Source organism: Lonepinella sp. BR2474, assembly GCF_051851555.1.
In the GTDB taxonomy this organism is placed as follows: Bacteria; Pseudomonadota; Gammaproteobacteria; order Enterobacterales; family Pasteurellaceae; genus Lonepinella.
In genome coordinates this window covers 45,484-57,496 of sequence record NZ_JBPDVH010000001.1, presented here as the reverse complement: position 1 = coordinate 57,496, position 12,013 = coordinate 45,484, and the positions used below count along the sequence as shown (strand labels likewise).

Sequence of the window (12,013 nt, the reverse complement as noted above, 5' to 3'; positions counted from 1 at the left end):
GTTCAGATTCGGTATTATCACAATCATAACAACGATTAATAAAAAGGTAGAAAAATGCAGTTAAAATCCATCACGGCGGTGATCGTACTCGCTTTAAGCGTTTCAGCTTGTTCAACTGTCAATAAAATTGTTTATCGCATTGACGTGCCACAAGGTAACTATTTGGAATCCTCCACGGTACAAAAAGTGCAAGCAGGCATGACCAAAGAACAGGTGCAATATTTACTGGGTACCCCTGTGTTAATCGATCCCTTTAGTAATAACACGTGGTACTACGTTTATTTACAACAACATTCTTATGAAGACCCTGTGCAACACAACTTTATTGTGAATTTCGATAGCAAAGGTATTGTCACCAGTACAGATTTAGATAAACCGTTGCCAGATGTGGAGAAACAAGAAGTGAATAACGCCATTATTGAGGCGCCAGAGGGCAGTGCCAAACGTTGGTGGCAGTTCTGGAAATAGGGAAAATCTTGTGTGATTTTCACCGCAGTTTATCAACAAAAAGGCTATTCTTATAAGGGAATAGCCTTTTTCACTCCTCTATAATATCTATAACGAATACACAAAAATCACCAAAATCAAAATTGGAATGACATATTTCACATAGTTAAACCAAATCGTGGTGAGTTTTTCACCGGCATTTAACTCTTGTTTGGCTTCGTCTTTTAACACAAAACCCACAAATAAGGCACAGCCAAGTGCGGTTAAAATAAACAGAATATTGCCACTGATATAATCGAAAGCGTCAAAAATACTGCGTCCGATAATGGTGACATTGCTCCATTCATTATCGCCTAATACAGAGGGAATATTGCCCAATAAGAATGTCCCGCCTAATACTAAGGCAATGGATGTTTTACGTCCTAAGCGGGTTTTTTCTTGTAATGCGGTAATTAACACTTCATAAATGGTTAATGAGGTGGTTAATGCTGCAATGATTAATAAGCCAAAGAAAATCACCGCAAAGATGGAACCGCTCCACATGTGGGAAAAGACGATTGGCAAACTTTGGAATACCAAGGTTGGGCCTGAGTTTGGCGCTACGTTAAAGGTGAATAAGGAGGGGAAAATCATAAAGCCCGCAGCTAACGCAATCAGCGTATTCATTACTGCCGTAATCGAGGCGGTTTTGACCAGATTTTCTTTTTTATCTAAGTAACTGGATAAGGTAATTAGCACACCAAAACCAAGGCTTAAGGCAAAGAAAACTTGCCCTAACACAAACACAAATAATTCTTTGGTGATTTTGGAAAAATCAGGTACCAAATAAAATTCAATCCCTTGTCCGGCGCCCGGTAATGTGATGTTGCGTACAATCATGACCAACAAGAAAATAAACAGAATGGGCATTAAATATTTCACCGAACGTTCAATCCCGTCCATAATCCCTTTGGCTAGAATGATATAGTTCGCCAGTACAAACAGGGCAGTATAACCTAAAATGGTCAACGGGCTGTTGTGAATGTAGGTGGTGAAAAATTGTGCTGTGGTGTCTGGGCTAACGGGGGAGGATAAATCCAAAGAACCGTTAATAATGCTCCCAATGTAAGTGAGCACCCAACCGCCTAATACCATGTAATAGGCCAAAATACCAAAGGAGCCTAATAATCCCATATAACCTAAGATTTTCCAACCCGCATGAATGGGTTTGCCATTCGCGGTGCCACTAAACGCATCCACCGCATTTTTGTGCATGCGGCGACCAATCACATTTTCCACTAAAATCATGGGAATACCAATGACAATCATGGCAATGCAAAACAACAAGACATAAGCACCACCGCCGTTTTCCCCGACTAAATACGGGAAACGCCAAGTCGCCCCAAAGCCCACAGTAGCGCCTGCCACCGTCAGCACATAGGTTAAGCGACTTGACCATGTTTGACGTTTTTCTGTTCCATTTACCGACATAAGATTCCTCTTTCCTAGATAAAGCACACTTTCCACGATGTGATAAACATAGCGGAAAGAGCGGTTAAAATTTAATTAAAAATTAATGGGTTAAAGCTGTTTTTGGATCCACATAGTCTAAATCTAACGCATCCGTCACCCCTTTGAAAGTACAGTGACCGCCGTAAGTATTAAGGCCTTGTAACAAGGCGGGATCGGCAAGACAGGCTTTCGCAACACCGAGTTTGGCAATTTCTAAACCGTATTGTAAGGTGGAATCCGTTAAACCGAGCGTAGAGGTGCGTGCGACGCAACCTGGCATATTGGCCACGCAATAATGGATCACGCCATCTACTTCATAAATCGGATCAACGTGGGTGGTGGCTTTGGATGTTTCAAAACAGCCGCCTTGGTCAATCGCAACGTCGACTAACACAGAACCTTTTTTCATTAATTTCAGATCGTCACGGGTTAATAAGTGCGGTGTTTTTGCTCCTGGAATTAACACCGCACCAATTACCACGTCTGCCTCTGGCAATAAACTAAGAATATTACCACGAGAACTGGTCAATGTTTTAATTTTCATTGAAAAAATTTGATCAATATAGGCTAAACGAGCAGCATTTATATCTAAAATGGTCACATCTGCACCAATGCCCACGGCAATTTGTGCGGCATTTAAGCCCACCACGCCACCACCGAGAATGACCACTTTGGCTTTTGGTGTACCCGCCGTACCGCTTAATAAAATCCCTTTTCCGCCAAAGGTTTTTTGGCTATATTTGGCGGATTCTAAGGTGGCTAAACGGCCTGCAATGGAACTCATTGGCGCCAAACAAGGCAAACCGGTTGGGGTTTTAATGGTTTCATAGGCAATGGCTTGAATTTTTTTCGCAAGCAACATTTCTGTTAGCGGACGATCAGCGGCAAGGTGAAGATAGGTATAAAGAATTTGATTTTCACGGAAATAGTGGAATTCACTTTCAATCGGCTCTTTCACCTTAATGATCATCTCACTTTTGGCAAAGAGCGTGGCTTTATCCGTTAATGTGGCACCGGCAGCTTGATAATCTGCGTCGCTAAAACCAATTTCAGCCCCCGCATTATGTTCAATGTAAACCGTATGACCCGCCTCTACATAGGCTTGTACGTTGGCGGGGGTTAAGCCCACACGGTATTCTTGTACTTTGACTTCTTTTGGACAACCAATAATCATAATTTCCTCCTGAACGGAATGTTACTGACAAATAGTTTAAATAAGGATGTCATATTTTCTTAACATCTGGGTAACATTATAAAACGTCAAAAGAGAAATTAATGTGAAGTAGAACACAAATTCTGAAATTAATTGCTAAATATTGATAAGCTAATAATATATTGTATTGATTATCACAATATAATTAAGAATTAAATTCTCCGGCGACGACGGTGGAAATTCTGGCTTGCCTTGCTTTTGGTCGCTTTTACGGGCAACGTCACCGCAGAATGCTCAAGCCGTTTGACTCGACGAAAATGACCTAAAAAATAATGTACGGAACTGGCGAGAATCACGCCGGCTAAGAAAATAATCAATAATTCGCCATATAATTGGTGAAAAATCTGGTTAATCTTGCTTTGCGTGGTTTGTCTGTATTTCGCATCAAAGGTTACCCGTAAAAAGCCCTCTAAGCCATTGGTGGAATAAATGGGTTCCACGATTTGTTGGGTGAGTTTGTCATCATTCGACTTGTCGGTGAAGGTTGGACCATGGTTACTTTGTGCCAATAATGCGCCATTGGTGGCGTATAATGAGGCATCAAGGACAAAATTTTCTTTGGTGAGATTATCCAAATTTTCACTTAATTTGTCTGTATTCGCATTATTGACTAACAGCATGGAAAAGAAGTTGGTTTGTTGGCGCACCAATAAATGGGACAAATTGGCCACTTGATTAACACTGGCTAATTGTGAGCCGATTTGAAATTGTTTCACGCCAAATAAAATCACCCCCACCACGCCGAGGCACAAGCCAACAATCAGCAAGAGTAAACTTGATTTGACCAGTTTCTGTTTAACGATTTGCAAGTTATTTACCCAAAATAATGTAGAATATTGTATGATTGTAACATTCCAATAAAAAATTAACAGGATTTCTTATGCAAACAGTTCTTGAAAAATTGTCGCCTTTTCCCACCGCACTTTTAAGCGATCAACCGGTGGCAGAAAAAAGCGGTTATTCTATTTTATTTAGCCCGCATTTCACTTTCGAAAAATTACTGGCATGGCAACAAAAGTGCGGTGAAAATTTTCAGATTTTTGACGGTTGGAAAATGGCCGGAAATGTCGTGCTGTTAATTCAAGGCGAATTTAAGCCTGAATTTATTGCTTATGCCCATGAATTACAACTAGATGCGGCGGTGATCAACTTTCATGCCAAATTAAGCCAAGCGGGCTTGTTGGTGATGGATATGGATAGTACGGCGATAAAAATTGAATGTATTGATGAAATTGCCAAACTGGCCGGCACGGGGGAAGAAGTCTCTGCCATTACGGCGGCCGCCATGCGAGGTGAATTAGATTTTGAACAAAGTTTACGCCGTCGAGTAGGCACCTTAAAAGGCGCCAAAGAAAGCATTTTAAGCGAAGTTCGCCGCCATTTACCCTTAATGGAGGGGTTACAAACCACCATCACTGAATTACAAAAACAGGGCTGGAAAACAGCGATTGCCTCTGGTGGCTTTACTTATTTTGCAGATTATTTAAAAGACATGCTCGGTTTAGATTATGCGGTGTCGAATCAATTTGATATTGTGGATGGCGTGCTGACCGGCAAGGTTAAAGGGGATATTGTGCATGCGCAATATAAAGCCAATGTGTTACAACAATTAACCCAACAATTTCAGATTGATCCGCAAAATACCGTGGCCATTGGTGATGGTGCCAACGATCTTGCCATGATGAGCGTTGCGGATCTTGGCGCCGCATTTCATGCCAAACCAAAAGTACAACAACAGGCGCAAGTTGTGGTAAACTTTGCGGATTTAACAGGGTTACTGTGTTTACTCAGTGCCAACGATCATATTGCTAATTTAAATCAATAGGAGAATAAAAAATGCCATCATTTGATATTGTATCTGAACTCACTATGCACGAAGTGCGTAATGCGGTAGAAAATGCCAACCGTGTATTAAGCTCACGCTATGATTTTCGTGGTGTAGAGGCCGTTATTGAACTCAATGAAAAAAACGAAAGTATCAAAATTACCTCAGAATCGGATTTCCAACTGGAACAGTTGTTAGAAATTCTTATCGGTTCTTGCGTGAAACGAGATATTGACAGTACGTCTTTGGACGTTCCGGCGGAAAGCGAACACCACGGCAAATTGTATTCCAAAGAGATTAAATTAAAACAAGGTATCGAAACCGACATGGCGAAGAAACTGGTGAAATTAATCAAAGACAGCAAAATCAAAGTACAAACCCAAATTCAGGGCGAACAAGTGCGTGTTACCGGAAAATCTCGTGATGATTTACAATCTGCCATTCAATTAGTCAAAGGGGCCGAGCTAGGACAACCGTTCCAGTTTAATAATTTCCGAGATTAAGCCGCTTGTTTTTTACTAAACGAGATGAGTAAAAGAAAGTGCGGTGAAAAAATTTGAATTTTTAGGCCACACTTTTTATGTGATATTGAATTTAATATAGGAATATTGGCTATTACTGCTTGTTATTTTGGGTTGTCGGCCATATTGGCGTTGACAATATGCGGAAATCCACCCAGTTGTTTAAGGTGGTTCACCATATAACAAAATAATTCTGCGGTACGTTCAGTATCGTATAAGGCAGAATGGGCTTGTTTGTTATCAAAGGGGATCTTGGCTACTTGACAGGCTTTCACTAACACGGTTTGACCGAACATTAATCCGCTTAAACTGGCCGTATCCATGGTACTAAAAGGATGAAACGGATTACGTTTGACCCCTGTTCTTTCCGCTGCCGCCATGATAAATCCCTGATCAAAGGCCGCATTATGTGCCACGATAATCGAACGCTGACAATCGGCATCTTTTTGTCCACGACGCACAAGTTGGAACAGGCCTGTAATAGCATCTAATTCTGAAACCGCCACCGCCTGACGGAGCGGATTATCTAAATCAATACCATTGATTTTCATGGATTCAGGATTAATATTCGCATTATGAAAAGGCTTAATATGGCAATGATAGGTTTGATCCATTTCGAGCAAACCTTGATCATTCATTTTTAAGGTAATCGCCGCCAATTCTAACAACGCATCCGTCTGACAATTCAGCCCAGCCGTTTCCACGTCAATAATCACTGGGTAATAACCACGAAAACGATTTTTCAGTAAGTGATAATCAGGGATTTTATTTTCTTCTGTCATAAATAATAAGTCACCAAAAGTCCCCTCTCCCTCTGGGAGAGGGCTAGGGTGAGGGTTAATTGCCTAAGGCCGATTTTGCTTGTTTATTTTCGATAAATTCGATTTTGTAACCGTCTGGATCTTCCACAAAAGCAATAACCGTGGTGCCACCTTTGACAGGACCTGGTTCACGAGTGACATTGCCTCCAACGGCTTTCACAGCCTCACAAGTGGCATAAATATCATCAACACCGATAGCAATATGCCCATAAGCGGTGCCGAGTTCGTATTGTTCCACGCCCCAGTTGTAGGTTAATTCAATCACGGCTGATTCGTCCTCGTCTGCATAACCTAAAAAGGCAAGGGAATATTTGTATTCGGGATTTTCGCTGGTGCGTAACAAACGCATGCCTAATACGTCTTGATAAAATTTAATGGAACGCTCTAAGTTACCGACACGTAACATGGTGTGTAAAATTCGCATGATTTTTTCCTTTCTACTAAAAAAAAATTTGTGGCAATTATGCCACAAATTTGCGTAAAAATCAGGTTTTAATCGGCTTATTCTGCGTCTTTATATTCCGCCATAAACTCTTGGGCTTTTTCCACCATGTTTTTTGAACCGATAAATAACGGTACACGTTGGTGCAGTTCATTTGGTTGAATATCTAGGATCCGACCATAACCGTCACTGGCTAATCCGCCGGCTTGTTCGGCTAAGAATGCCATTGGGTTACCCTCATAAAGTAGGCGAAGTTTGCCGTTTGGATAATTGGTTGCACTTGGATAAATATAAATGCCACCTTTTAACATATTACGGTGGAAATCCGATACCAATGAACCGATATAACGTGAGGCATAAGGGCGTTGTGTGGCAGGATCTTCTTCTTGGCAATATTTGATGTATTTTTTCACCCCTTGTGGGAATTTGAGATATTGGCCCTCGTTAATGGAGTAAATTTTGCCTGAATGTGGCATTTGGAAGTTTTCGTGGGATAGGCAGAATTCCCCTAAGGTTGGGTCATAAGTAAAGCCATTTACGCCGTTGCCCGTCGTATAGACTAACATCGTCGAGGAGCCATAGACCACATACCCCGAGGCCACTTGTTTATTCCCTGGTTGCATAAAGTCCTCCAAGGTAACAGGTGTCCCTAGTGGAGTCACACGGCGATAAATAGAGAAAATCGTCCCCACTGACACATTCACATCAATATTAGATGAACCGTCCAGCGGATCGGTTAAAATCACATAACGTGCATTACGCCCACGTTCGGTGTCAAAAGCCACGATTTCATCTTCTTCTTCGGAGGCAAAACCGGCCACATCTTCACGCGCCATTAAGGCATGTTTAAAGGTGTCATTGGCAATCACGTCCAGTTTCATTTGGCTTTCACCTTGCACATTTTGGTTGCCCGCATAACCTAAAATATCATTGGTTAAGCCAGCTCGATTAATGTCACGGTGAATCACTTTGGCCACTAAACGAATGGAAGAAAGAATACCCGATAACGCCCCTTTGGCATTCGGGTATTCGGCTTGTTTTTCAATAATAAACGCATCTAAGGTTTTCATAATTAGCATCTCATTTTAATAGTAGAAAGAAAAGTTAGTGATTTTTCACCGCAGTTTATAGACGAAACCACCCTGTTGGATTATGATAGCAACATTCCAGTTTTATCAACATGACAAATATTCAAATATGTGATCTAACGCACAAATTTTTGTCTTATTTGTCTATTTTCAATCAGATTAAAGAGCAAAAAATGACAAAACAACATATTCATATTTTAGGCGTGTGTGGTACTTTTATGGGCGGTGTCGCCATGATTGCCAAACAAATGGGCTATCATGTCACCGGTTCAGATACCAATGTGTATCCGCCTATGTCCACGTTTTTAGAGCAAAGTGGCATTGACATTATTCCCCATTTTGAGATTTCTCAACTGCAACCGGCTCCCGATATGGTGATTGTGGGCAATGCCATGAAACGTGGCAACCCTTGTGTCGAGTATGTGTTAGAAAATCAACTGCCATTTATGTCAGGACCGCAATGGTTGCATGATCATTTATTGCGTAACCGTTGGGTGTTTGCGGTTTCAGGTACGCACGGCAAAACCACCACCACAGGCATGTTAACTTGGATTTTAGAGCAAAATGGCTTAAATCCAGGTTTTTTAATTGGCGGCATTGCGGGTAATTTTGGTGTTTCTGCACGTTTTACTGATAGCCCTTATTTTGTGATTGAGGCAGATGAATATGATACGGCCTTTTTTGATAAACGTTCTAAATTTGTCCATTACAACCCAAAAACCTTAATTATCAACAATATCGGTTTCGATCATGCGGATATTTTTGATGATTTACAGGCGATTCAACGCCAATTTCACCATATGATTCGTACGATGCCACAATCTGGCTTAGTGCTTTCGGTGGCGGAAGAACAAAGTGTGAAAGAAACTTTAGACATGGGTTGTTGGTCCGCACAACAATTTTTAGGCAAAGATCAAGAATGGCACGCTGAACGCATTAGCCATGACAGTACCCATTTTGCCGTGTTTCATAAAGGCGAAAAAGCGGCCGAAGTGCAATGGAACATTGTGGGTCAACACAATATGCACAACGCCTTAATGGCCATTGCGGCAGCACATCATGCCGGCATTTCAGTGCAAAATGCAGCCCAAGCCTTGAGTTCCTTTGTGAATGCCAAACGCCGTTTAGAAGTGAAAGGCACCGTAAATGGCGTCACGGTTTATGATGATTTTGCCCATCACCCAACAGAAATTCAAGCCACGTTGACCGCACTTCGTGACAAAGTCGGCGGTGGCGTACGAATCTTAGCCGTGCTAGAACCTCGTTCCAACACCATGAAAATGGGACATCATAAAGATGAAATTGCCCCTGCTTTAGTGCGAGCAGATAATGTGTTTTTACTGCAACCGGATAATATTCCTTGGGAAGTGGCCGAAATTGCCGCCGATTGTGTTCAACCTGTTAAATGGGCTGCCAATGTGGATAAACTGGTGGAGTTTGTGGTGGCAGAAGCCCAACCGACTGATCATATTTTAGTGATGTCTAATGGTAGTTTTGGTGGGATTCATCAGAAATTGTTGGATGGGTTGGCGAAGTAAAATCGCTAAATAAAAATAGTACAAAAAGCACCGCAATTTAGGCCTAAACTGCGGTGCTTTTTTAAGACTTTTTGAATTTTTAATCCGCCGAATAATACAACTTCCCAATCTCAATTCGTTCACGGCCTGTTTCTAGTCGCCATTTGTTGCTGTCACGCAAGGAATACACGCAGCCGCAATATTCTTGTTGATAGAAACGTTCACGTTTGCTGATTTCAATCATACGGGCCGAGCCGCCGCCTTTTCGCCAGTTGTAATCCCAATAAACCACGTCATCATAATGACTGGCGGCACGGTGGCCACAGTCGTTGATTTGGTTCATGTCTTTCCAGCGAGAAATGCCTAAGCAACTGGTGAATACAGGAAACCCATTTTCGTGGGCATATTGTGCGGCTTTTTCAAAACGCATGTCAAAGCACATTGTGCAACGAATGCCACGTTCGGGTTCCCATTCCATGCCCTCGGCTTTTTTAAACCACGTTTTACGGTCGTTTTCGTAGTCGTCATCCACGTCAATAAAAGGAATGTTATGTTTTTCTGCAAAGCGAATATTTTCTTCTTTACGGATCATATATTCTTTCAATGGATGAATATTGGGGTTGTAAAAATAAATGGTAAATTCAATGCCCGAGGCTAAAATCGCCTCCATGACTTCGCCTGAACAAGGGGCACAGCAAGAATGTAATAACAATTTATTGTGGCCATTTGGCAAGTCTAATTTCGGGCGAACGAAAGGGGCGTTGGGATCCTTGCGTTCTTTACGTTTTCTTTGTTTCGGTTCAAAGTGAATTTGATTATTTTCCATATTAATAACTTCTGTCCACAGATAAATAAGCCAAGGAAATCAAGGCTTGTTTGTAAATACTATCAGGCAATACGGCAATGGCATCTACGGCATTTTGCGCCTCTTGTTTAGCTCGTGCCATGGCATGATCTAAGGATTTATGTTCCGCCATAATCGCCAATACGTCATCAATAATTTCACGCTGACCGCCTTGTAAAATGGCGTTGCGGATCAGTTCACGTTGGCTTGCTTTGCCTTGTTGCATGGCGTGTAACAATGGCAATGTTGGCTTGCCCTCGGCTAAATCATCACCGACATTTTTGCCCAACGCCACAGCATTCGCACTGTAATCCAACACATCATCTACCAACTGAAATGCGGTGCCAACATAGCGACCGTAAAGCTGTAAGCCTCGTTCAATTTCTTCGTTTGCATTCGCCAATACCGCTGCCGCCTGAGCTGATACTTCAAATAAGCGTGCGGTTTTGCGGTAGATCACTTTCATGTAATCTTCTTCTGAAGTATCCGGATTATGCACATTCATTAATTGTTGCACTTCGCCCTCGGCCAGTACATTGGTGGCATCGGACATGATTCGTAACATTTTTAATGAATTTAATTTTGCCATTAATTGAAAGGCACGAGTATAGATAAAATCGCCCACTAAGACGGCTGCTGCATTGCCAAACTCAGCGTTCGCTGTCGGCTTGCCACGGCGTAGCTCAGATTCATCTACTACATCATCGTGCAACAGACTGGCGGTGTGAATAAATTCAATAAAGGCTGCACTGGTGGGCATTTGATCGCCTTGATAATTCACGGCTTTCGCTGCCAACAGGGCAATGGTCGGACGAATGCGTTTGCCACCGCCTTGAATAATATAAAAGCCGAGCTGATTCACCAAGGGCACGTCAGAATTAAGCTGAGCCAAAATTTCTTCATTGACTTTCTGCATATCCGCTTCAATCAATGCTTGGATAGCTTGTTGATCCATTAAATTGTTTTGCATAATATTGTTTATTTTTAACCAAAAGTGCGGTTGATTTTACCTGATTTTTTGGGATTACTAAAATAAAACCGTCGCAAAATTCGCATAATTTCGACTTTTTTTATTTTATTGCAAATTAACGCTTGCCATTTTGATGAATTTTCCGTAGAATTTGCGACCTATTTATATGATTTTGATGTGCTAAAAATGAACTAAAACATTATTCAGCACAAATTTAGCGGAGTATTTATGTACGCAGTTTTCCAAAGTGGCGGCAAACAACACCGAGTAAGCGAAGGTCAAGTTGTTCGTTTAGAAAAACTTGAACTTGAAGTCGGCTCAAATGTTGAGTTTGATTCAGTGTTAATGGTCGTTAATGGCGAAGATATTAAAATTGGTGCCCCAGTTGTGACTGGAGCGAAAGTAGTGGCTGAAGTTGTAGCGCAAGGTCGTGGCGATAAAATTAAAATCGTTAAGTTCCGTCGTCGTAAACACAGCCGTAAACAACAAGGTCATCGTCAGTGGTTCACCGAAGTGAAAATCACTGGGATTTCAGCATAATTTCAGAGGAGTTATAGAAGATGGCAACTAAAAAAGCTGGTGGTTCAACTCGTAACGGTCGTGATTCTGAAGCTAAACGCCTTGGTGTAAAACGTTTTGGCGGTGAATCTGTATTAGCAGGTAGCATTATCGTTCGTCAACGTGGTACCAAATTCCACGCAGGTTCAAATGTCGGTATGGGTAAAGACCACACTTTATTTGCAACCGCTGATGGTAAAGTGAAATTTGAAGTGAAAGGCGATAAAAGCCGTAAATACGTAAGTATTGTCGCTGAATAATTTACACGATTAACCG

General features: G+C 41.7%; 14 protein-coding genes. 6 read left to right on the top strand and 8 right to left on the bottom strand.

What is annotated here, in order from left to right; translation table 11 throughout:
• Nucleotides 1-54: 54 nt before the first annotated feature.
• The gene (gene bamE, locus ACTG7Q_RS00290) at nt 55-468 is read left to right on the top strand and encodes an outer membrane protein assembly factor BamE (protein WP_439239793.1); all 414 of its coding nucleotides are present in this window, start codon (nt 55-57) and stop codon (nt 466-468) included.
• A gap of 87 nt (nt 469-555) precedes the next feature.
• Here the strand turns inward: bamE and ACTG7Q_RS00285 are convergent, their stop codons facing one another.
• The 3 genes from ACTG7Q_RS00285 to ACTG7Q_RS00275 form a co-directional block, all read right to left on the bottom strand.
• Nucleotides 556-1,917 (bottom strand): sodium-dependent transporter, encoded by a 1,362-nt coding sequence (locus ACTG7Q_RS00285; protein ID WP_439239792.1) that lies wholly within the window; start codon nt 1,915-1,917, stop codon nt 556-558.
• An 82-nt stretch (nt 1,918-1,999) separates the two neighbouring features.
• The gene (ald, locus tag ACTG7Q_RS00280) at nt 2,000-3,112 is read right to left on the bottom strand and encodes an alanine dehydrogenase (protein ID WP_439239791.1); all 1,113 of its coding nucleotides are present in this window, start codon (nt 3,110-3,112) and stop codon (nt 2,000-2,002) included.
• A gap of 191 nt (nt 3,113-3,303) precedes the next feature.
• Entirely contained in the window at nt 3,304-3,960 is a 657-nt protein-coding gene (locus ACTG7Q_RS00275) for a YtjB family periplasmic protein (protein WP_439239789.1), read from the bottom strand.
• Between the two features lie 71 nt (nt 3,961-4,031).
• On the opposite strand from ACTG7Q_RS00275, the gene serB reads away from it, so the two are divergent.
• Complete coding sequence (gene serB, locus ACTG7Q_RS00270; RefSeq protein ID WP_439239788.1) at nt 4,032-4,976, top strand: phosphoserine phosphatase; 945 nt, start codon at nt 4,032-4,034, stop codon at nt 4,974-4,976.
• 11 nt (nt 4,977-4,987) lie between these two features.
• Nucleotides 4,988-5,479 (top strand): YajQ family cyclic di-GMP-binding protein, encoded by a 492-nt coding sequence (locus ACTG7Q_RS00265; protein ID WP_439239787.1) that lies wholly within the window; start codon nt 4,988-4,990, stop codon nt 5,477-5,479.
• A gap of 122 nt (nt 5,480-5,601) precedes the next feature.
• Here ACTG7Q_RS00265 and rnt read toward each other — a convergent pair whose 3' ends face one another.
• The 3 genes from rnt to fbp form a co-directional block, all read right to left on the bottom strand.
• Nucleotides 5,602-6,279, bottom strand: a complete 678-nt coding sequence (gene rnt / locus ACTG7Q_RS00260; protein ID WP_439239786.1) for a ribonuclease T — start codon at nt 6,277-6,279, stop codon at nt 5,602-5,604.
• A 55-nt stretch (nt 6,280-6,334) separates the two neighbouring features.
• On the bottom strand, nt 6,335-6,742 hold the full coding sequence (gloA, locus tag ACTG7Q_RS00255) for a lactoylglutathione lyase (RefSeq protein ID WP_439239785.1): 408 nt from the start codon (nt 6,740-6,742) through the stop codon (nt 6,335-6,337).
• 77 nt (nt 6,743-6,819) lie between these two features.
• Nucleotides 6,820-7,830 carry a class 1 fructose-bisphosphatase gene (gene fbp / locus ACTG7Q_RS00250; protein WP_439239784.1) on the bottom strand — a complete coding sequence of 337 codons (1,011 nt, stop codon included), beginning with the start codon at nt 7,828-7,830 and terminating at the stop codon, nt 6,820-6,822.
• 191 nt (nt 7,831-8,021) lie between these two features.
• On the opposite strand from fbp, the gene mpl reads away from it, so the two are divergent.
• A complete protein-coding gene (gene mpl, locus ACTG7Q_RS00245; RefSeq protein ID WP_439239783.1) occupies nt 8,022-9,386 on the top strand; it encodes a UDP-N-acetylmuramate:L-alanyl-gamma-D-glutamyl-meso-diaminopimelate ligase in 1,365 nt (454 codons plus the stop codon).
• A gap of 79 nt (nt 9,387-9,465) precedes the next feature.
• On the opposite strand, the gene ACTG7Q_RS00240 is transcribed toward mpl, so the two are convergent.
• The gene (locus ACTG7Q_RS00240; RefSeq protein WP_439239781.1) at nt 9,466-10,191 is read right to left on the bottom strand and encodes an epoxyqueuosine reductase QueH; all 726 of its coding nucleotides are present in this window, start codon (nt 10,189-10,191) and stop codon (nt 9,466-9,468) included.
• Nucleotide 10,192: 1 nt separating this feature from the next.
• Nucleotides 10,193-11,164, bottom strand: coding sequence for an octaprenyl diphosphate synthase (gene ispB / locus ACTG7Q_RS00235; RefSeq protein WP_439240612.1), 972 nt, complete (start codon nt 11,162-11,164; stop codon nt 10,193-10,195).
• 243 nt (nt 11,165-11,407) lie between these two features.
• Here ispB and rplU point away from each other — a divergent pair, with 243 nt between their 5' ends.
• Nucleotides 11,408-11,719, top strand: coding sequence for a 50S ribosomal protein L21 (gene rplU / locus ACTG7Q_RS00230; protein WP_439239780.1), 312 nt, complete (start codon nt 11,408-11,410; stop codon nt 11,717-11,719).
• A gap of 20 nt (nt 11,720-11,739) precedes the next feature.
• Nucleotides 11,740-11,997 (top strand): 50S ribosomal protein L27, encoded by a 258-nt coding sequence (gene rpmA / locus ACTG7Q_RS00225; RefSeq protein WP_439239779.1) that lies wholly within the window; start codon nt 11,740-11,742, stop codon nt 11,995-11,997.
• Nucleotides 11,998-12,013 lie beyond the last annotated feature (16 nt).